17 protein-coding genes, 1 tRNA gene and 1 pseudogene are annotated in these 21172 nt (G+C 63.8%); 10 read left to right on the forward strand and 9 right to left on the reverse strand.

Going from position 1 to position 21172, the window contains the following annotated elements:
• Positions 1 to 20: 20 nt before the first annotated feature.
• From OSH05_RS17760 to OSH05_RS17775, 4 genes are read right to left on the reverse strand one after another with little or no spacing between them, the layout of a single operon-like run.
• The gene (locus OSH05_RS17760) at positions 21 to 1529 is read right to left on the reverse strand and encodes a sugar ABC transporter ATP-binding protein (RefSeq protein WP_165801762.1); all 1509 of its coding nucleotides are present in this window, start codon (positions 1527 to 1529) and stop codon (positions 21 to 23) included.
• 25 nt (positions 1530 to 1554) lie between these two features.
• On the reverse strand, positions 1555 to 2517 hold the full coding sequence (locus OSH05_RS17765; RefSeq protein WP_104221676.1) for a sugar ABC transporter substrate-binding protein: 963 nt from the start codon (positions 2515 to 2517) through the stop codon (positions 1555 to 1557).
• Between the two features lie 26 nt (positions 2518 to 2543).
• Complete coding sequence (locus tag OSH05_RS17770; protein ID WP_104221675.1) at positions 2544 to 3524, reverse strand: ABC transporter permease; 981 nt, start codon at positions 3522 to 3524, stop codon at positions 2544 to 2546.
• Entirely contained in the window at positions 3521 to 4735 is a 1215-nt protein-coding gene (locus OSH05_RS17775; RefSeq protein WP_266352705.1) for an ROK family protein, read from the reverse strand. Before OSH05_RS17775 ends, OSH05_RS17770 begins: the two co-directional genes overlap by 4 nt.
• Positions 4736 to 4835: 100 nt before the next feature.
• On the opposite strand from OSH05_RS17775, the gene OSH05_RS17780 reads away from it, so the two are divergent.
• A complete protein-coding gene (locus OSH05_RS17780) occupies positions 4836 to 6101 on the forward strand; it encodes a metal-dependent hydrolase family protein (RefSeq protein ID WP_104220398.1) in 1266 nt (421 codons plus the stop codon).
• Between the two features lie 73 nt (positions 6102 to 6174).
• Here OSH05_RS17780 and OSH05_RS17785 read toward each other — a convergent pair.
• A pseudogene (locus tag OSH05_RS17785) lies at positions 6175 to 6483 on the reverse strand (IS3 family transposase); the annotation flags it as partial.
• 174 nt (positions 6484 to 6657) lie between these two features.
• Between OSH05_RS17785 and OSH05_RS17790 the strand changes: the two are divergent.
• The 6 genes from OSH05_RS17790 to OSH05_RS17815 all read left to right on the forward strand — a co-directional run bounded on the left by OSH05_RS17790 (position 6658) and on the right by OSH05_RS17815 (position 12616).
• On the forward strand, positions 6658 to 7749 hold the full coding sequence (locus tag OSH05_RS17790; protein WP_266352711.1) for a LacI family DNA-binding transcriptional regulator: 1092 nt from the start codon (positions 6658 to 6660) through the stop codon (positions 7747 to 7749).
• Positions 7746 to 8498: a glucosamine-6-phosphate deaminase gene (locus tag OSH05_RS17795; protein ID WP_104220397.1), complete on the forward strand. Its 753-nt coding sequence runs from the start codon at positions 7746 to 7748 to the stop codon at positions 8496 to 8498. The genes OSH05_RS17790 and OSH05_RS17795 overlap by 4 nt, the downstream gene beginning before the upstream one ends.
• 67 nt (positions 8499 to 8565) lie before the next feature.
• Positions 8566 to 9735, forward strand: coding sequence for an extracellular solute-binding protein (locus tag OSH05_RS17800; protein ID WP_104220396.1), 1170 nt, complete (start codon positions 8566 to 8568; stop codon positions 9733 to 9735).
• 76 nt (positions 9736 to 9811) lie between these two features.
• Positions 9812 to 10888 carry an ABC transporter ATP-binding protein gene (locus tag OSH05_RS17805; RefSeq protein WP_104220395.1) on the forward strand — a complete coding sequence of 359 codons (1077 nt, stop codon included), beginning with the start codon at positions 9812 to 9814 and terminating at the stop codon, positions 10886 to 10888.
• Positions 10881 to 11774: an ABC transporter permease gene (locus OSH05_RS17810; RefSeq protein WP_104220409.1), complete on the forward strand. Its 894-nt coding sequence runs from the start codon at positions 10881 to 10883 to the stop codon at positions 11772 to 11774. The genes OSH05_RS17805 and OSH05_RS17810 overlap by 8 nt, the downstream gene beginning before the upstream one ends.
• 2 nt (positions 11775 to 11776) lie before the next feature.
• On the forward strand, positions 11777 to 12616 hold the full coding sequence (locus tag OSH05_RS17815) for an ABC transporter permease (RefSeq protein ID WP_104220394.1): 840 nt from the start codon (positions 11777 to 11779) through the stop codon (positions 12614 to 12616).
• A 723-nt stretch (positions 12617 to 13339) separates the two neighbouring features.
• Here OSH05_RS17815 and OSH05_RS17820 read toward each other — a convergent pair.
• Positions 13340 to 13432, reverse strand: a tRNA-Ser gene (locus OSH05_RS17820).
• 299 nt (positions 13433 to 13731) lie between these two features.
• Between OSH05_RS17820 and OSH05_RS17825 the strand changes: the two genes are divergently transcribed.
• From OSH05_RS17825 to OSH05_RS17835, 3 genes are all read left to right on the forward strand, one after another.
• Positions 13732 to 14643: an AEC family transporter gene (locus OSH05_RS17825; RefSeq protein WP_104220408.1), complete on the forward strand. Its 912-nt coding sequence runs from the start codon at positions 13732 to 13734 to the stop codon at positions 14641 to 14643.
• Between the two features lie 169 nt (positions 14644 to 14812).
• Complete coding sequence (locus OSH05_RS17830; RefSeq protein ID WP_104220407.1) at positions 14813 to 15829, forward strand: Fe(3+) ABC transporter substrate-binding protein; 1017 nt, start codon at positions 14813 to 14815, stop codon at positions 15827 to 15829.
• 55 nt (positions 15830 to 15884) lie between these two features.
• Positions 15885 to 17555, forward strand: coding sequence for an ABC transporter permease (locus OSH05_RS17835; protein WP_104220393.1), 1671 nt, complete (start codon positions 15885 to 15887; stop codon positions 17553 to 17555).
• Between the two features lie 28 nt (positions 17556 to 17583).
• Here the strand turns inward: OSH05_RS17835 and OSH05_RS17840 are convergent, their stop codons facing one another.
• From OSH05_RS17840 to OSH05_RS17850, 3 genes are read right to left on the reverse strand one after another with little or no spacing between them, the layout of a single operon-like run.
• Positions 17584 to 19101, reverse strand: a complete 1518-nt coding sequence (locus tag OSH05_RS17840; RefSeq protein WP_104220392.1) for a sugar ABC transporter ATP-binding protein — start codon at positions 19099 to 19101, stop codon at positions 17584 to 17586.
• Positions 19102 to 19103: 2 nt separating this feature from the next.
• A complete protein-coding gene (locus OSH05_RS17845; protein WP_104220391.1) occupies positions 19104 to 20063 on the reverse strand; it encodes an ABC transporter permease in 960 nt (319 codons plus the stop codon).
• The gene (locus tag OSH05_RS17850; protein ID WP_104220390.1) at positions 20064 to 21098 is read right to left on the reverse strand and encodes an ABC transporter permease; all 1035 of its coding nucleotides are present in this window, start codon (positions 21096 to 21098) and stop codon (positions 20064 to 20066) included.
• Between the last annotated feature and the right edge of the window lie 74 nt (positions 21099 to 21172).

Raw genomic sequence — 21172 nt, forward strand, 5'->3', positions numbered from 1 at the left:
TCCGACGATCTGAGTGAGTCTTAGGCTGTGGCAGGGGCGCCTTGGCTGATGGCGGCGAGCAGGCTCGCCCGGTCTAGGCGCTCGCGCGGCAGGATCTCGCGCACGCTGCCACCAACCATGATGGCGACGCGGTCGCTGAGACCCAGGATTTCGTCTAGGTCATCCGAGATCAGCAGGATCGCGGCGCCTTCCGCGGCGCTCAGCTCGACGATCTTGTGTAATTCGGCCTTGGCGCCGACATCGACGCCGGCCGTCGGCTGGTCGAGGATCATCGCTTTCGGGCGCGCCCCGACGGCGCGGGCGACCAGAACTTTCTGAGCGTTGCCGCCGGAAAGCGTTCCGACGATGCGCTTGCGATCAGGCGGTTGGATGCCGAACTTCGCGATCAGGCTCTCAACCAATGAGCGCTTCTGGCCGGCGCGGATGATGCCGAAGCGGGAGAGACGGGGCGACAAAGCGGTCGCTGCCGCGTTTTCCTCGATGTTGGAAGCGAGCGCGAGTCCGCTGACCTTGCGATCCTCGGGCACCATGACAAGGCCGGCAGTCGCTGAGCGCTGCGGTGAACGACGCGTCAACTCGCGTCCGGCGAGGCGGACCTCTCCCTTGGAAGCGACGTCCCCGATGATCGCCCTCGCCAGCCGGGTCCGACCGGCACCGATCAGACCGGCAATGCCGACGATTTCGCCGGCGGCAACCGTGAGGTCGACTGGCGGACGGCCGGCGACCGAGAGCCCTTCGAGCGTCAGAACCGGCCTGCTTTCCTGGGCGTGGCGCACGGCGGTGCGCGGCGGCGCCGCGGCGATATCGCCATGGCCGACGAGCAGGCGCGCCAACTGGGACACGGTGTAGGACGCGCCGGTGCCTGTCTCGACGACCTTGCCGTCGCGCATCACCGTGACGACATCGGCGACCTGGCGGATCTCCTCGAGGAAGTGGCTGATATAGATGATGCCGACGCCGCGCGTCTCCGCCATGCGACGCATGACACTGAACAATTGTTCGCGTTCGGCCGGCGCCAAGCGGGCGGTGGGTTCGTCCATGACGAGAATGCGGGCGTTGCGCGAGCAGGCGCGGACGATCTCCGTCATCTGCTGTTCGGCGACGCCAAGCTGGCGCACCGGAGTGTCCATCGGCAGCTTGATGCCGAGTGCCGCCGCTTCTTCGGCCGAGCGCTTGCGCAGGGCCGAATGCGAAATCAGGCCGGGCAGTCTACCGCGCGGATCACGGCCGAGGCCGATATTATCGGCGACCGAAAGGTCCGGGATCAGCGAGAAATCCTGATAGATCATGGCGACGCCCTTCTCGAGCGCCTGCTTCGGCGCATGAAGAGTGACTTCCTCGCCTTCGATCAGGATGCGGCCGTCATAATCAGCGAAGTTGCCGCCGAGCGTCTTCATCAGGGTACTCTTGCCGGCCCCGTTGTGGCCGACAAGAGCATGGATCTGGCCCCGTACGAGCTGGAAGTCGACGCCGTGCAATACCGGTCCGGCGCCGAAGCTTTTCCGGATCTGCTGCATCTCCAGTAACATCGCGCGGATCCCTCCTACAGCGTGATCAGCCGCCCCAGGCAGCCGGATGCTGCTCGACATTGTCCTTCGTGATGATGGGGAGGTCGAGGTAGTGGTTCGGCGAGGGAACTTCGGATGTCTTGCCGGCGAGATATTTGACGGAGTCCTCGATGGCAAACTTGCCCTGGGGCGCCGGGTCCTGGTTCACGGTGCCGAGCACGATGCCCTTGATGATCGCGTTGCGGACATCGGCCGGGTAGTCGCCAAGGATGAACTTGACGTCGGTTCGGCCGTTCTCAGCGGCGAACTGGGCGCCGTTCACGCCTTCCGGACCCTGGTCCACGATCGCATCCAGCTCGCCCTTGGGATATTTGCTCAGATAGTCCTGGGTGATTGCGAGTGCCTTGGAATTGTCCCAGTCGGCAGCCTGCTTCTCGATGATCTGGATGCCGGGGTGCTTCTTCAGCGTGTCCATCAGGCCGGCTTCACGGGCGAGCTGTGCCGAGGTGCCCAGCTTGCCGAGAATGTAGGCGACCTTGGCGTTCTCGCCGACCGACTGGACCAGGAGATCGCCCTGGCGCTGGCCGAAAACGAAGTCGTCGACGCCGACATAGGTGACGAGCTTTGCGCCGGTGCTGGTGTCGGCCGTCGTATTGACGGCCATGACCGGTATCCCGGCGGCGGTCGCCTGGCGGATCACCGGTACGATCCCTTGCGGATCGCTCGGCGCAATCAGGATCATGTCGACACCTTGGGTGATGAACTGCTGCACGACCGAAATCTGGGTCGCGAGGTCGCCGTTGCCGCTCTGGATGTTCAGTTCGACGCCAAGGTCCTTGGCCGTATCCTCGGCGGTCTTGATCAGGTTGGAATAGAACGGAACCGAGGTGTTCCAGATCATGAACCCGATCCGAGGTGCGTCCGCGGCCTGGGCGGCGGAGCCGCCCAGGGCGATCAGGGTTGCTCCGGCCAAGCCGAGCATGAGGCGTCTTGTCATCGAGGTCGTCATGTTAGTCTCCTCCTTTGAGATATTGATCAGCGCCGTTCGAGACGGCGGCGCTGATAGCTATCGATGCCGACCGCGACCAGGATGACCGCGCCAGTAACGGCGGGCTGCCAGAAGGGGGATACACCGAGCAGGTTGAGGGCATTTGCAATGACCCCCAGAAGCAGCGTGCCGAGAACGGCGCCGCCGACTTTGCCGACGCCGCCGCTGAGCGGGACTCCACCGACCACCACCGCGGCGATCGCGGTCAGTGGCCAGTCCGCCGCACTGGCTGGCTGGCCGATATTGGTCTGGCCAAGAAGGACGACGCCGGCGATGCCGGCGAACAAGCCGCCAAGGCCGTAGGTCGCAATCACCACGCGGTCGACATTGATCCCGGCGAGCCGGGCTGCGAGCCGGTTGCCGCCAACGATGTAGACGTGATGGCCAAAGGCAGTGAAACGCAGGATGGCCCAGGTGAGTATGGCCACCGCCGCGAAGATGATGGTCGGCACCGGGATGGGACCGATCCGACCTAGGCCAAGCCAAGTGAAGGATTCAGGCACGCCATAAACCGGTTGCGCCGCGGTGCCGACGAACATGATGCCGGTGACCAGCACCTGCGTCGCCAGTGTGGTAACGAAAGGGTTGATGCCGATCTTGGCGATGAAGAAGCCGTTGACGATGCCGACGCCAAGGCCGAGGACCAGCGCGGCGACGATGCCGAACGGCAACGATACATGGACGATGAGCGCCGCCGCAACGACGGACGAAGCGGCGCCGACGGCGCCGACCGAGAGATCGAAGCCGCCGAGGATGATCATCAGCAGCATGCCGCAGGCAACGATGCCGATGATCGAATTGCGCTGAAGCACATTGGCGAAATTGCCCCAGGTGGCGAAGTGCGGCACCGTCAGGCAGAACACGACCACCAGTCCGACGAAGATCGCCAGCAGCGCATAGTTCGACCAGACAGCCCCAGCCGACAGGGCAAGTCGTCGACGGCCTGCGCCGGTCGGCAGGGAGGTCATGAGGCAACTCCTTCGATCTGGACGCCGGATGTCGCGGAGAACCCGCTACGGGCGTGAAAAGCAGCTCGTGCCCGCTCGTGAGCCAGCAGTAAGGTGCCGAACAGCTCGGCCCGATCACCGAGGGCGCCGGGGCGAATGTCCACGTGCTCGACAGCGCGCGAGATCGCCGTGCGGCGCATGGCCTCCTTCATCGCATTGAGCAGAACGGGGCCGGCCCGCGTCAGCTCGCCGCCAACAAGGATGAGGTCGGGATTGAAATAATTGCAGAGGGCGCCGAGGGCACGGCCGACCATCGAGCCGGCGTCGGCGACGACGCGGGCGGGACCTGGGTTGCCTTCGGCGGCGAGGCGCAGCATCTCGGCTGGAGCGATGTCGCGATGCGTCGCTTCCAGCGAGCGGCTCAGCGCATTGACGGATATCTGTGCCTCGAGGCAGCCACGACTGCCGCAATGGCAGAGCGAGCCGTTCTCGTCGGTGACGACATGCGCGAGCTGCCCGGCCATGCCGTAGGCGCCGCGGAAGATCTGGCCCTCGATCGAGATGCCGAGCCCGACGCCCACCGACAGCAGGACATAAAGCATAACCTTGGAGCCGACGGCGCCACCGAGGCGGCCTTCGGCCAAGGCACCGAGATTGGCGTCATTGTCCATATAGACGGGGAGGCCGATAAGCCTCGAAAGGCGGGCCGGCACGTCGGCGCCGACCCAGCTTGCCAGGATCGAGCCCGGGTGCAGCATGCCGGTCGCCGCCTCGACCGGGCCCGGAACGCCAATGCCGACCGCCTCGATCAGGTGGCGATGGATGCCGTTGCGCGCGATCAGCGTTTCGACATGCTCGGCGGCCAGCGCCAGAGCGTCTTCGGCGGAAAGGCCGACGTCGAACGCGCATTCAAGTTCGTCGATCAGGCGGTAGTTAAGGTCGGAAATCGCGGTCTTGAAGCTCAGCCGGCCGAAGTCGATGCCGATCAGGTAGGCGCGCCGCTCCTTGAGTGCCACCAGTTCGCCGGGACGACCCGCCTGCTTTCGCGACGCAGGGGCAGGATCATCGATCGTCTCGATGACACCTTCTTCGATCAGTTCGGCAATCGCGCTGGAGGCGGTCGAGCGTGAGACGGACAGCAGGCGCGCAATTTCGGCGCGCGACCGCGGAGCGTCTTCCAGCGCATCCAGAATCGGGGCGCGAAGCCGATGGTGTGAGCGAGCCTTGGTCATCCGTCTTCCTCAAAATGGGAGTGGCATAGCCGTTCTAGTTTTGTCAATATCACTCAAATCAATCAATTGATTAGTCCAATTTCGAACAAATTAGGATCCGATGCCCTGCTATCGAATTTCCGCGAAGTCAGTCCTGCTCGGTGATGATCTCCTGTCTTGCACCGATGGGGCGGTTCTCGTCGACGACGGGCAGATCGTCGCCGCCGGCCCGGACGCGACGGTGTCTCGGCCCGACCACGCGGCCGCCATCGACCTCGGTGACGCCACGCTTCTTCCGGGCTTAGTCGACGCGCATATGCACACCTTCGGCATGTCGAGCAGGGGGCTGGCCGCTCTCAATACGGAGCGGGAGCCGTACCGTGCCCTGCGGGCCGCTGGCGAATTGCGCGAATTGCTACATGCTGGCTTCACTTCGGCACGCTGCCTCGGCTCCTCTATCGGGCCGGACCTGCGCCGGGCGATCGACGAGGGCCATATCGAGGGACCGAGACTGGTCGTTGCCGGGCAGTTCATCTCGTCGACCGGCGGCACCTGGGATGCGCCGCCTCTGCCGTCTTCCTGGGGCCGTGCTACCACCGCAGTGGCGGATGGCGCCGAGCAGATAGTGCAGGCAGTGCGCGAGCGGGCACGCTCCGGTGCCGATTTCATCAAACTCGGCCTGTCCAAGGGCGGCGTCCAGGATCGCTACCACGCCTGGGGCGACGATCCGCACGCGCAAGCCACGACCTACAGCGTCGAGGAAGTTCGTGCTGCCGTCGACGAGGCGCATCGCAACGGCATGAAGGTGAGCGCGCATGCGATCGGTCTGGCGGCGGTCAATCTGGCGCTTGATGGCGGCGTCGACATCATCGAGCACGGCTACGCGATCGATGATCAGACCCGCCAACGGCTGGTCTGGGAAGGGAAGATCGTCGTTACGACGATCTCGCAGCTCTACTTCCACCGTGCCGCTTATGACGAATTCCATTATCCGGACTGGGAACGCGACGTCTATGAGCGCCATTGGCTGGCGATGCGGCGCGATTTCGAACTCGGGCTGAAGGTCGGCATCCGCTACGCACTCGGCACCGACCTCGTCGGCAAGCCAACCCACCCTCTCTCCCGTGCGGCCAAGGAGTTCGAACTGGCGGTGGAGTGGGGCATGGCGAGGGAGACTGCGCTTCGCGCCGGTACGGTCCTTGGTGCCGAGGCGCTCGGAATTGCCGGGGTAACCGGTAGCGTGACAAACGGAAAGTCTGCCGACCTGATCGCGGTCGCAGGCAGTCTATCCAATCTGGCCGATCTGGCTTCTCCGATCCTCGTAATGAAGCAGGGTGAGCTAGTGCCGGGATTCATGAAAGCGGTTGGCATTCCGTCTCGTTGGTGATTTGGCCTGCTGCCCATTCGGTAGATGCCCGATCACGCCAATCCGCCCTTTTTGGAGAAACGACCTGGCTGACGCTGGTTTGGATGCGCACGCAACGACACATCGCCCGGATCGAGAACATCAAACGATGCTCGGCGACGAACGAGTATCTCGCTTTGCATCCCTGGCGAAATAATCGGTGGCGCTTTTGGGGATGTCGCGTTCCTCCGTGACGCGAGCAGTTCCATCTTCAGCCGCGGGATCTCCCCGGCCTGATCCGCTTTGCTCGGGCCCGACGGCTCCCCAAAACACTTCTTCCGTGCGCAAAGCGAATGCGGGCTCACCCCCCAAGGCGCTGCGAAACCTCGACGATCGGGTTGTCCCGCTTGGTGATCTGCGCCACCGCATCGCGCTTGAAATCCTTATTGAAGCTGCCGGTCCCCCTCGTCGCCTCCTTGCCTCCAAATTGGCGAAGGCGCCCTCAAATCGAGGGGTTGTTCCTCGAAGACAAACTTTACCTTGACCGTCGATGAAACCGGTTTCATATTTCATGAAACCGGTTTCATGAGGAGGGAGCGTGGCCAAACTGAGGGGGACTGGTACGCTCAATATTCGCATTGTCGCGAAGGAAGCCGGCGTTTCGCAGGCGACGGTATCGCGCGCGTTCTCGCAGCCGGACATGTTGGCGCCCGCGACGGTCGAAAAGGTATTGGAGACCGCCAGGCTCCTTGGCTACGTCCCCAATCAGGTCGCGCGCGCGCTCAGCACGGGACGTTCCGGCAACGTCGCGCTGATTCTTCCCGACGTCACCAATCCGTTCTTTTCCGCCTTGATGCGCGGGGCGCAGGCAGCCGCCCACAAGCGGGGCTATGCCACCTTTCTGGGCGATACGGACGAGACGGCCGCGCTGGAAAACCTTCTGCTTACCAAGCTGGCGGTCCAGGTTGATGGCTTTGTGCTCGCATCTCCCCGCCAGAACGAAGAAAGCATCCGCAAGCACGCCGCGCGGCGTCCGCTGGTTGTCATCAATCGGGATCTTGAAGGTATTGCTCGTGTGCTTGTCGATACCGCAGGCGGATTTTCAGATGCTGTCAAGCTACTCGCCGATTTAGGACATAAGACCTTGGCCTATGTCGGAGCGCCACGCGGTTCTTGGTCCAACCAGCAGCGCGCCGCGGCCGTCGAAAGTGCGGGCGCAGCCCTTGGGCTCCAGGTTTTCCAGGTCGATGCGGTTCGTCCCAGCCATCAGGCCGGCCAGGACTGCGTTGATCAGGTGCTTGCTGCCGGGGCGACCGCTGCACTGGCCGTCGACGATGCCGTCGCCCAAGGCATGATCGCCGGCCTTGCCAATCGCGGCCTGTCCGTGCCCGAGGACTTCAGTGTCGTCGGCTGTGACGATGTCATTGCGACCACGACCTATCCGCAACTTACGACCGTCAACGCCCATTGCGCGCTCGCTGGCCGCCAGGCGGTGGACCTTTTGCTCGATAGCCTGCTCGCGACAGGACAGCCCGGCGGCAGCCTGGTCCTTGTCGGCGAACTCATCGTTCGCGGCACTACCGGCGCGGCTCCCTCCCATCGCAAAGCCGACCGAATTGGACGACGGAAGACGGCAGAAGTCGGCTTGACCGCGCCACCTTTGGTATCTCCCACCAGGAAGTCAAAATGATCGAAATCAAGCAGTTTCCGACCAAGGATGAGAACGCGATCGCTGCCGCGGCCTTGGGCGCTCAAGTCATCGCCAAGGCCATCGCCGAACGAGGCTCTGCCAACATTGTTGTCGCGACCGGCGCCAGTCAGTTCGAAATGCTTGAGGCGTTGATCGGACGCGACGAGATCGATTGGTCGCGCGTTACCGCGTTCCATCTCGACGAATATATCGGCATGCCCGATACCCATCCGGCCAGCTTCCGTCGCTATCTCCAGGAGCGTTTCGTCAGCAGACTGCCGACGCTGGGCGCCTTTCATTTTGTGCAGGGCGACGCTGAGGATCTCGACGCTGAACTCGCGCGCATTTGCGCCGTGCTGGATGAGCATCCGATCGATCTGACATTTGCGGGTATTGGTGAAAACGGCCACCTCGCTTTCAACGACCCGCCAGCCGATTTCGAGTCCACCGACGCTTACAAGGTCGTGGATCTGGAGGCGCGTTGCCGGATGCAGCAGTTTGGCGAGGGATGGTTCGCCACCCTGGAAGATGTCCCCCATCGCGCGATTTCGATGACCGTGCAGAGAATTATGAGCAGCTCCGTCATCATTCTGACGGTACCGGACGAACGCAAATCGGAGGCTGTGAGGGAGGTTATTGAAGGTCCCGTCACCAATATGTGGCCCGCCTCAATCCTCCAGACGCACCCGGCGTGCCACCTTTTTCTCGATATTCCTGCCTCGAGCAAGCTCACCAAGAAGCTGATCTAGGTTCGAACCCGGCCGACGCCGCGAGGGTGTCGGCCTTCTGGTCACCCAACAGAGAGTGGAACACGTCATGACCTTCAAACGCTGGAAATCCAGTCTTTTAGTCGCAAGTGCAATCGTCGCGTCGACCATGCTCAGCGCCGCGGCCTTGGCCGAGCCGGTTACCATCAACGTCATTGACGTCGCTGGCGACCTTCAACTCAGCCAGCCGGCAATCGAGAAGTTCCAGGCGGAAAATCCGGATCTGGTTTCCAAATTCGTCTTCACCCAGGCAACCGCTCCAGAATTAGCCGGCAAGTTGAAGGCACAGCAGGATGCCGGGCGCGTCGACATCGATTTTGTCCTGACCGGCAATGACGCTCTGGCCGCCGGCATGGAACAGGGGCTCTGGCAGAACATCTTGCCCGCCCATGCCGACATGTTCGGCGATCTGAAGGAACTCTATATTCCCGGCGCCTATCTGATGCAGGAAATGGCCAAGGGCCAGGCGTTCGTGCTGGATTGGTATCCGTCGGGCCCGCTGCTCGAATATGCTCCCGATCGCGTCAAGGAAGTGCCCAATACCCCTGAATCGCTTTTGGCATGGTGCAAGGCCAATCCCAATCGCTTCATGTATGCCCGTCCAGCCAATTCGGGGCCGGGGCGTACTTTCGTGATGGGCCTTCCCTACATGCTCGGCGACAAGGATCCGCAGGATCCGATCCACGGCTGGGACAAGACCTGGGCCTATCTCAAGGAACTCGATACCTGCATCGAGTACTATACCGCCGGCACAACAGCCTCGATGAAGGAATTGGCGGAAGGATCGCGCGATATCATCGCAACGACCACCGGCTGGGATATCAACCCGCGCTACCTCGGCATCGTCCCGGAAGACTACAAGATCGCTGCGTTCAAGAACTTCCATTGGGTGGGTGATGCCAACTACATGACCGTGCCGAAGGGTATCCCGCAGGAGAAACTGGACGTCGTTCTCAAGCTGATGGCGTTCCTGATGAAGCCGGAGCAGCAGGCGATGCTCTATGGTACGGCCTACATGTATCCCGGCCCGTCGATCAAGGGCGTGACGCTCGACATGGCTCCGGCCGAGAGCCAGGCGCTGATCAAGCAATTCGGCCGTGCCGAATATGCCGACTTGATCGCGAATAATCCCACCGAGCCGCCGCTCGATGCCAAGCCGCTGGTCGCCATGTTCGACAAGTGGGACCGGGAAATCGGCGCTGCCAAGATGAAGAAATAGCCTGGACTTCGCGGGTCGCCGTGATGCGGCGACCCGCAATCAGGTGTTCTCTCAGTGACGAACGGGATTGAAGAGCATGGCGACGGCGTCCGCCGACTTTCGCGAGCTGCGGCTCGATCGCATCAGCAGGACCTTCGGAGCCCAAAACGCTCTGAAGGAGATCAGCCTGACGGTGCAACGAGGCGAGTTTGTTGCACTCCTGGGCCCGTCGGGCTGCGGCAAGTCGACCGCACTCAATTGTCTGGCCGGGTTGTTGCCGCTCACTGGCGGTTCGATATGGCTGGATGACCGACGCATTGACACGCTGAAGCCCGAAGAGCGTGGCTTTGGCATGGTGTTCCAGAACTACGCCCTCTTCCCCCACATGAGCGTGCGGCGCAATGTCGGCTTCGGCCTGCAGATGCAAAGTGTCGCAAAGTCCGAGATCCAGCGGCGGGTTGATGAGGCGCTCGGCGTTGTTCGCCTGGAATCGCAAGCATCCAAACTGCCGGCGCAACTGTCCGGTGGACAGCAGCAACGTGTAGCGATTGCTCGAGCCATCGCTGTCGAGCCGCCGTTAGTTCTCATGGACGAGCCGCTCTCCAATCTCGATGCCAAGCTCCGGCTGGAAATGCGCGCTGAGATCCGCCGAATCCACCGGATGCTCGGCTCCGCGACGATCTATGTCACACACGACCAGGACGAAGCCCTGTCTCTGGCAGACCGCATCGTCGTCCTGCGAGATGGATCGGTACGGCAGATCGGCACGCCGCAGGAGCTCTACAGGCGCCCTCTGCATGCCGACGTCGCCGAGTTCATGGGCTTCCGCAATAGCCTCCCCGGCAAGATCATTCGCCGCTCCGGCGAGGAGGTAGAAGTGGATTGCGGCCTTGGTGCAAGCTTGGTCGGGATAGCGTGCGATGCGAGGGACGGCGAGGACGTGGTCGTCGCGTTTCGGCCATCTGACTTGTTGGCGATGGCAGACGGGCCCATCCAGGCCAATGTCGCCAGTATGGAATATCGCGGCGAGGCCTATTACGGCGCGGCGACGGGGGCGGCTGGCCAGGAACTGTTCTTTCGTTCCGATTCTCCGCTCGGCATCGGTGACGCCGTATCGCTCGGCGCATCGAAGGATGCCGTTCTTGTGTATGCTGCGAGGCAAGACCATGGCTGACACGTCGCAGAGCACCCTGTCTCTCCGGCACAGACTGGCCGAACGGGGCATCGATGGTGTCACGCTACTGGTTCTGCCGGCCTCGCTCTTCATCGTTCTGCTCTTCGTCTATCCCTTCGCCTATGGCTTCCTGCTCTCCTTCACCCCTGCCTCCGGCGACTGGCTGGAGAACTATCGACGTTTTTTCGACGATCCGTACATGTACCGGACGATCTGGCTCACGTTGCGCCTGGCCATTCCGGTAACCCTGCTCAATATCGCGATCTCCGTTCCGGTCGCCATGCAGGTGCGGCATCTGCGACGGCAGAGGCTGCTGACAACGATCCTGGTGCTACCGATCACGCTCGGCACCGTGCTGGTCGCCGAAGGCCTGCTCAACTACCTCGGCCCACAAGGATGGTTGAATCGGGCGATGATCCTGTTTGGCTTCATCGATAAACCGATCCGCCTCGTCCACAATTACTGGGGCGTGTTCATCTCGCTGGTGATCACCGGGTTTCCGTTCACCTTCCTGCTGACGCTTTCGATGATCTCGGGCATTGATCCGGTCCTGGAGCAGGCTGCGGCAACCTTGGGAGCGAGGGCACGGCATCGTTTCCAGAAGATCGTCCTGCCGCTGATCTTGCCTGGCCTCGCCGTGACGTTTTGCCTGGCCTTCGTCGACGCCTTCTCCGTTTTTCCTTCGGCCGTCATGCTCGGCGCTCCCGCCGGCGAGACCCGAGTCATCTCGCTCGCCGCGTCCCAGGCCGCCTTCGAGCAGTATGACTATTCCTACGCATCCGCCATCGCGATGATCATGGCAGCGGTACAACTTTGCTTCGTCGGCGTGGTGCTGGCGCTGCGTGGTCTTTTCTACAAGGGACCGCTTGGCGGCGGGAAGGGCTGACTATGACCTTGGACAGCATCCTGGAAAAGCTCTGGAAGACCCTGATCTGGGCTTTCATGACTTTCTTCGTCATCAACGTCATCGCGATGATTGCGGTGGTGGTAGTCAATTCTTTCGGCACGCGCTGGCTCGGCACATGGCTGCCGGCAGCTTTCACATTGCGTTGGTATCTTTCTGCCTGGCGTGAATTTCAGCTGAGCGATGTGCTGCTGGTCACCTTCCAGATCGCAGGCGCCGTCGTGGTGCTTTCGGCTCTGATTGGCGTGCCCGCCGCCTATGCCTTGGCGAGGCGCAACTTTCCCGGCAAGTCGCTTGTGATGTTGCTCTTCCTGCTTCCGCTTCTGGTGCCGCCGATCACTTTCGGTGTTCCCTTGGCAACGGTGCTGTACCGATACGGCCTGGCGGGGACCATGAACGGTGTGATCCTGGCCAACCTTGTACCGACGATCCCCTTCACGATCATTCTCATGATGCCCTTCGTGGAGCAGATCGATTCCCGCGTCGAAGCGGCTGCCCGGGTGTTCGGTGCCAGCACCTGGCGGTTGTTCGTGCATGTTCTCGTGCCGCTGCTGGCACCGGGGATATTGGCAGCGTCACTGCTAGCGATGGTACGGACAGTCTCTATGTTCGAGCTCACATTCCTGACCGCCGGACCATCCAGCCAGACGCTCGTCGTCGCGCTGTACTATTCAGTCTTTGCAGCGGGCGTGCGCGCAGGACAGTCGATCGACGCCATGGCCGTGATCTACATGATGAGCACGCTAATCTGGCTGGTCGTCGCGCTCCGTTTTGTGAACCCGACGCAGATCGTAGGCCGTGCGAAGAAGGCTCGGACGACCTGACGTTGGCGATTGTGAACAAGCGCCCAAGTGGGACCTCGCACCAGTTGGCTTCAACTTATTGAGAGCACTTCAGGAATTCCCTATTTGCCGGGGTGTCGATCGGCGCTGATGGGGACCCCGGTTGTCTTCAAGATTTATGATGAAAATTAGATAGTTGGGTCGATTTAGACAGTGGCCGCCCGTCCGCGCCTGTTCACAAGTTGATGGCCGATACCCGGCTTCCCATCGACTGGGCGGGACAGCGTCAGACGCTTGGGTTTGAATAGCGATCTCACGGGACGCTTGGCGACAAGATCGTCGAGCCCGACTGCGTCGGCGCCGGCTCGGGAATACGGCCAGCCGGCTCGGCCATCGCTCGACGCAGAAACGACCTCCCACAATCACCACAGTCATGCCTATTACTCAGGCGGCAGCGATGCCGTTGGTAGCGAACCGCCGCCAACAATCGTCGTAGGCGTCGGGCTGTCACGCTGTTGTCTCCTCCTGCCGCGATCAGACGGACCGGCAAGCGCGCAGTCTGCGAACGCCCAGTCCCGACCGACATTGACTTCGGTACTGCCGAAAGTCGGCAGAGAGACGGGGCCGAGAAAACGGCGCGGAATCGACGTGGAAAACGTCTCCTGAAACCACGACAGCGATGAGGCAGCCGCAAGCCGCGGAAATGGTCGGCGAATTCGAGGCGTCAAAAGACAAAAATAGTAACAATATCAATGGTTTAGTAAGTGGCGGAGAGGAAGGGATTCGAACCCTCGAGACGGTTTTAAGCCGTCTACTCCCTTAGCAGGGGAGCGCCTTCGGCCACTCGGCCACCTCTCCGTCGCCGGGAATATCCGACCGAACCACGGCAAACAAGCGGTTTCTCGGCTGCGGGGCCGTTTTGGGCCAAGACTGTGGGCAAAGCCGGCCCAAGACAGCGCGCCCTCGCCTGCCATCGTCTCGCCTTGAGAGTTGCTCTAGGCGGAAAACTCGAACGGGCACTCGGGAGATCGATATCTCGGGCCAATTCCGACAGGCGTCCGCCTGCCTGCCATGGTGGGGGCTCCTGGGCATCGATTCGGGCGGCCTGCTTCGGCCATAATGGCACAATGGATTCGGGAGCCGCGCCGGGGGCTGCGATGCATGAGATCGTCCTGATCGTCCTTTGCCTTGCGATCGGCGCCCTGCTGCGCTGGAGCGGGCGGCTGCCGGAGGGGGCCAACAAGGTTCTCGGCGCCTGGGTGATTAACGTCGCCCTCCCCGCCGCTGCGATCGGCAGCCTGCGCGGCATCGCGATCGACAGTGCCTGGTGGCTGGCCGCGGCAACGCCCTGGATCGGCGTGGGGCTGGCCATCGTCGTGCTGGTGCCGGTTTGCCGCGCCTTGGGCTGGTCGCGGCAACGCACCGGCGCGCTGCTGCTGGGCGCAGGCTGGGGCAACACTTCCTTTGTCGGCCTGCCGATGATCGCTGCCTTCGCCGGTCGCCAATGGCTTGGCCTCGGCATCGTCATCGATCTCTTCGGTTCCTATCTCGCCCTGTCAACGCTGGGCCTTGCAATCGCCGCCGTGGCGAGTTCGGGAAAGCTCGATGGGCGCGCCGTGGCGAAGCGGATCGCAACCTTCCCGCCCTTCATTGCCCTTATCGTCGCCATCGCCACCAAGGACCTGGCGCGACCCGACTGGGTGACGTCGATCGTCGAATCCCTCTCGGCCACGCTGACCCCGATCGCGCTGGCCGCGGTCGGCTCGGCGCTACGCTTCGACCGGCTTGCCGGCCATCTGCCCGCGCTCGGCGTCGGGCTCGCGTTCCGCCTTTTGCTGGCGCCGCTGGCGTTCGTCGGCCTCTATCTGGCGTTGGGCACGGCTGGTGATCCTGTCGCCAAGGTCGCCATGCTGGAAATGGCGATGCCGCCCATGCTGGGCGCCAGCATCATCGCGCTCGACCATGATCTGGAGCCCGATCTCGGCGCCCTGCTGATCGGTATCGGAGTGCCCCTCTCCATGGCAACGGTCTGGGCATGGTGGACGATCATCGCCACGCTGCGGCCGTAGAAAGCATCACGCAGATACTCGGCACAGAAAATAGAATAATTCTAATGTACAACTATCCAATAATGTGAAACTATCTCAAAAAATAGCCGCGGACAATTCAACGATGTAAAGTTGACTTCATAATTCATCTATGGTCTTGCTCGCCCATCCTGAAACGGAGAGCATCAGCATGATCCGGAATACCCTGTTTGGCCTCTCGGCGCTTGTGACTGCCTTGTCGGCGAGCGCGGCGAGCGCGGCCGAGGTCAACCTGTATACGACGCGGGAGCCCGGTCTCATCCAGCCGCTGATCGATTCTTTCACGGCGAAGACCGGAACCAAGGTCAACACCGTGTTCCTCAAGGATGGGCTCGCCGAACGGGTCGCCAGCGAGGGCGCCAGTTCGCCGGCCGACATATTGATGACTGTCGACGCCGGCAATCTGGTCGATCTCGTCGACAAGGGCGTGACGCAGGCGATCGATTCCAAGGTGCTGACGGAGGCGGTTCCCGCGACTTTGCGCGACCCGAACAGCCATTGGTACGGCCTCTCCTATCGCGCCCGCGTTCTCTATGCGGCCAAGGATCTCGACCTCTCGTCCTTCACCTATGAGCAGCTCGCCGATCCGAAATGGAAGGGCAAGGTCTGCATCCGCTCAGGCCAGCATCCCTACAACACGGCCCTCTTCGCCGACTACATCGCCCATCACGGCGCCGAGGCGACGGAAACCTGGCTTGCCGGCGTCAAGGCCAACCTCGCTCGCAAGGCCGGCGGCGGCGATCGCGACGGCGCGCGCGACATTCTCGGCGGCATCTGCGACATCGCCATCGCCAATTCCTACTATGTCGGGCTGATGCGCTCCGGCAAGGGCGGCGAGGATCAGGTGAAGTGGGGCGAGGCGATCAAGGTCGTGCTGCCGACCTTCGAGAATGGCGGCACGCAAGTGAACATCTCCGGCGCCGCGCTCGCCAAGAACGCGCCGAACAAGGCCGAGGCGATCCAGTTCCTCGAATATCTCGTCTCTGACGAGGCACAAAAGATCTATGCCGAGGCCAACTACGAATATCCGGTCAAGGCCGGCGTCCCCGCCGATCCGCTCATCGCCGCGCTCGGCACGCTGACGGTCGACGACAAGCCGCTCACCGAAATCGTCTCGTATCGCAAGCAGGCGAGCGAACTGGCCGAGAAGGTCGGCTTCGACAACTGACAAAGGTTGGGCGGGAAGCCACGCCGGCTTCCCACCCTCCCCCAAGCCGACGCTGATGTCGCTCACCACCGCCAGACAGTTCATCGCAAGGCCATCGCTCCGCCGTTTTCGCGGCGGCTGGAGCGTTGCCGCCGGCCTTGTCGCGGCGATGGTGCTGCTGCCCGTGCTCGGTCTCGCCTCGCAGGCGGCGCTGGGCTCCGCCGGGCTCTGGACGCATCTTCTCGCCAATGTCCTGCCGGTGGCGCTGCTCGATACCCTGATCCTGCTCGGCGGTGTGGCGCTGGTGGCGGGATTGTTTGGCGTGGCGCTCGCCGTCCTCGTCACGGCCTTCGATTTTCCCGGCCGCGGCGCGCTCGAATGGGCGCTCCTGCTGCCGCTCGCCGTGCCGACCTATATCATCGCCTATGCCTATCTGGACCTGCTGCACCCGGTCGGCGCGTTCCAAGGGGCCATCCGCGCGCTGCTCGGCTATGCGAGCCCGCGCCAGTTCCGCCTGCCCGATATCCGCTCCATGCCGGGCTGCATCGCGCTGCTCGGGCTGGTGCTCTACCCTTATGTCTATCTGACGACGCGGATCCTGTTTCTAGGCCAGTCGGCCAATCTGGTCGATGCCGCGCGCACGCTCGGAACCTCGCGCTGGACCGTGTTCTGGCGTGTGAGCCTGCCCATGGCGCGGCCGGCGATCGCGGTCGGCGTCAGCCTGGCGCTGATGGAGGCACTGAACGATATCGGCGCCTCCGAATTCCTCGGCGTCCGGACGCTGACCGTCTCGATCTACACCACCTGGGTCACGCGGAGCGATCTTCCCGGCGCGACGCAGATCGCGCTGCTGCTGCTGTTCCTGGTAATCGCTCTGGTGTCGCTGGAGCGATGGGCGCGCCGCCGCCAGCGCTTTGCGGCAGGACGCAGCAACCGTCCGGCCAGCGCGCGGCGCGTCGGCGGCGCGGCCGGTATCGGGCTCCTCCTCCTCGGATCGGTTCCGGTGCTGTTCGGCTTCGTCGTGCCAGCGCTGCATCTGGCGAGCGAAGCCTGGAAGCGCTTCCAGTTCGCCGGGATCTCGCCACGCCTTGCCGGGGAGGCCGTGACCACCCTGGCGCTGGCAGCCAGCGCGACGGCTCTGACGCTGCTGCTGGGGCTCGTGGTCGCCTATGCCGGGCGGCTCGCGCCCGGACGCATCTCGGCGTGGAGCTATCGCCTCGCCACCATGGGCTATGCGGCGCCGGGAACGGTCGTCGCGATCGGCGTACTGATCGTGCTCGCCCCGCTCGACAGCTGGGTCGACCAGACCGCGCGGCAAGGGTTCGGGGTCGCCACGGGCCTGCTCTTCATGGGATCGGGCGCGGCGCTCGTCTATGCCTATGTCGTGCGCTTCCTGGCGATCGCCGCCGGCAGCATCGAGGCGGGACTGGCGCGGATCCCGCTTTCGCTGGACGGCGCCGCGCGCACGCTCGGTCGCACGGCGGGCCAGACGCTGTTCGGCATCCACCTGCCGCTGTCCAAGGCGGCGCTGGCGGCCGGCGCGTTGCTGGTATTCGTCGATTGCGTCAAGGAACTTCCGGCGAGCCTCTTGCTGCGGCCGCTCAATGTCGAGACCTTCGCAACGCATCTCTATGGCGAGGCCGCGCGCGGCACCTATGAGGAAGCGTCGATGGCAGCGCTCGCCATCGTCGCCTTCGGCATGCTGCCGGTCATCGTACTGGCCCGCGTCGGACGCGGGCGGAGATAGCGGAAAAGCGCCCTGCCCGGTTGGCCGCCTAAGCCGCCTTGTCCGCGTGGATCAGCTGCATGATGCCTTCGCTGATCCGCTCATAGTCGCGCGTGTTCTTCAGTTCGCCGGTGATGCGGTAATCGTTCATGACGACGATGCGGTCGGCGAGCGTGATCATTTCCGGCATGTCGGAGGTGATCAGCAGGATCGGCGTCCCGGCGTCGGACAGGTCGCGCAGCAGCTGGTGCAGATAGGCCTTGCTCTTGATGTCGATGCCGACCGTCGGCTCGTCGACGATCAGGAGCTGCGTGCCGGCCGCCAGCCATTTGGCGACGCTGATCTTCTGCTGGTTGCCGCCGGAGAGATTGCCGACGATCTGTTCCAGCGACGGCGTCTTGACCTCGAGCCGGGTGATGAAGGGTTCCACCTTGGCCCGCACGGTTCGATCGGTGAGCAGGCCGAGCTTGCCGGCAAGCTTGCGCCAGACCGCGATGCCGGCATTCTCCAGCACCGAATGCATGAGGATCAGGCCCTCCTGCTTGCGGTCCTCGCTGACATAGCCGAGCCGGTACTGATGGATCGCCTCCGATACCGAGCCGATCTTCACCGGCTTGCCGGCCAGCAGGACCTCGCCGGCCGTGACCGCGAAGGCGCCCATGATCGACTTGGCGAGTTCAGTCCGTCCGGCGCCGACCAGACCATAGAGGCCGACGATCTCGCCCTGCCGCACCGTCAGATTGATGCCGCTGTGACCGATGGCGGTCGAGACGCCGCGAAGCTCCAGAACCGGCGGACGGGCGGCGCTGTCGCGCTCCGGCCATTCCGGGATCTGCTCGCTGCGGCCGATCATCAGCCGCACCAGATCCTGCCGGCCGAGCCCGGCCATCGAACGGCTGTCGCAGGCGTTGCGGCCGTCGCGCAGCACGGTGACGCGATCGCAGATAGCCGCGACCTCCTCGAGCTTGTGGCTGACGAAGAGGATCGAGACGCCGTCATCGCGCAGCTTGCGCAACAGCCCGAACAGCACGTCCGCCTCATGCGGCGACAGCGAGGCGGTCGGCTCGTCGAGCAGCAGCACCTTGGAGCGCTGCGACAGCGCCTTGGCGATCTCGACGAGCTGCATCTTGGCGACGGAGAGGCGCGAAACCGGCATGCGCGAATCGACGTCGAGGTCGAGCAGGTCGAGCCAGCGCCGCGCCTCGGCATGGATGGCCTTGGAGTCGATCGGCCGCCACGCATGGGCAGAGGTGGATTCGAGGCAGATGTTCTCGCCGATGGAGAAGCGCGGGATCAGGTTGCGCTCCTGCGGCACAAAGCCGATGCCGGCGGTCATCGCATCGCGGGCCTTGGCGAAGCGGACGGGCTGGCCACCCAGCAGCAACTCGCCGCCATCGGGCCGGTAGACGCCGGTGATGATCTTGATCAGCGTCGACTTGCCGGCGCCGTTTTCGCCGAGCAAAGCGTGGATCGAGCCTTTCTCCAGCGTGATCGACACGTCGTCCAGCGCCTTGACGCCTGGGAAGACCTTGCCGACGCCGCGTGCCTCGAAGACGATCTCGCCCATGGTCACTTCCCCTTCACGGCGCCGGCGAGGCGCACTTCGCGCCAGCGATTGACGCCGACCGCCCAGAGGATCAATCCGCCGAGCACCACCTGGACCAGGAACGGGTCAATGTGGAACAGGACCAGCGCCTGCGTGATGATCGCGACGATGATGACGCCGAGCAAGGTCGCGGGCACGCTGACATGACCGCCCGAGAGCACCGCGCCACCGATGACGGGCGCCGCGAAGGAGAGGATCAGCCAGTCATCACCGATCGTGGGCTGACCGATCTGCAGGCGGGCGACCAGCGCGATGCCGGCGAGGGCCGCGAGCAGGCCGGAGATCGCATGGGCGGCGATGATGGTGCGCGGCACCGAGATGCCGGAGAGCGCCGCCGCATGCTCATTGCCGCCGACGGCGAGGATCTGCCGGCCGAGCGACAGGCGGTTCAGCAGGTACCAGGTCGCGAGGAAGACCAGCGCAGCCGGCAGGATCAGCCAGGGCAGCGGACCGATGATCGTCGTCGTGCCGAACGTCTTGACGCTCTCGGCCACGCCATAGAAGGGCTGGGCCCGCGTGATGGCGAGATTGAGCCCCTTGAAGATCGAGAGGCTGGCCAGCGTGATGACGAAGGCGGAGATGCCCGTCCACGAGATGAAGACGCCGTTCAGGACGCCGCCGGCCAGGCCGATCGCCATGGCGAGAACGGCGGCAATCGGCGCAGGGATGCCCCAGACCTGCATCATGCCGGCGAAGGAAATCGCCGCGAGGCCGCCGATCGCGCCGACGGAGAGGTTCATCTGGCCGATAGCGATGATGATCATCTGCGAAAAGGCGATGAGGCCGTTCACGGCCAGTGCCAGCAGCAGCACCTGGATATTCAGCGGCGACAGGAAGGACGGGTTGAACATCGCGATGCCGACCACCGCCACGACGGTGACGACGAGCGGGCCGAACCAGTCGGCGCGGAGATAACTTGCCATTCAGGCCACCCTCAGATGCGCGAGGTAGGAGCGGCGCGCCTTGTCGATCAGCACGGCGAGCAGCAGCAGCAGCCCCAGGCAGGCCTGGACCCAGAACTCGCCGACCCGCAGCAACAGCAGGCCGTTGGTGAGCATGGTGACGAGGATCGCGCCCAAGAAGGTGCCGAGCGGCGAGGCCCGGCCGCCGGCAAGCAGCGTGCCGCCGAGCACGGGGCCGAGAAAGGCGGGCAGCAGCCAGTCCTGGCCGAGCTGGCCGGCCATGGACGGGATGGCGGCGCCGTTGCGCGCCATGACGAGCATGGCGGTCAGCGCCGCGAGCGAGCCCGACAGCATGTGGCAATAGATGAAGACGCGGCCGACCGGCACACCGGAGAAGGCGGCGGCTTCCGGCTTGGCGCCGGCGGCGAGCATCTCACGGCCGACGACCGTGTAGCGATACATGATGGAGAGCAGCAAGCCGACCACGGCAGCCACGATCAGAAGCGGCGACAGCATGCCGAAGAAGCGCGCCGTGCCGAAGGCCGAAAACACCGGCGGCAGGCCGCGGAACGATTCGGCCCGGGTCAGGAACACCATGGCGCCGAAGAAGATGCTCATGGTGGCGAGCGTGATGATGAAGGAGTGCAGGCCCGACTTGACGACCGCGAAGCCGTTGATCCAGCCGAGCGCGGCACCGAATGCGAGCGCCAGCACAATCGCGATCGGCCATGGCACGCCGACCTGCTCCAGCAGCCAGCCGCAGAACATGGCACCGCAGACGCCGATGGCGCCGACCGCGAGGTTGAGCCCGCCGGTGACAATCACCACCATCATCGCGAAGCCTACCATCGCATTGACGGCGGCCACGCGGCCCAGCGCGAACATGTTGAACGGCGAGAGGAAATTCTTCGAGAACAGGCTGAACAGGAGCGCGAAGCCGATGATGAGGACCAGCAGCCCGAATTCATTGGTCAGATAGAATTTCGGGCGTCCGCTCGGGCTCGGCCGGGCCGCGCTGGCGGCCGAAGGCGTCGCGGGAGGGTTGTCGACGGGCATGTTCCGGGCTCCACCGCCACCTGAAGAAATCGCCCCGGAGCATGGCGCCGGGGCGGGTATTGTCGCCGCGAAAC

Origin of the sequence: Kaistia algarum, assembly GCF_026343945.1 — a bacterium.
GTDB classification, from domain to species: domain Bacteria; phylum Pseudomonadota; class Alphaproteobacteria; order Rhizobiales; family Kaistiaceae; genus Kaistia; species Kaistia algarum.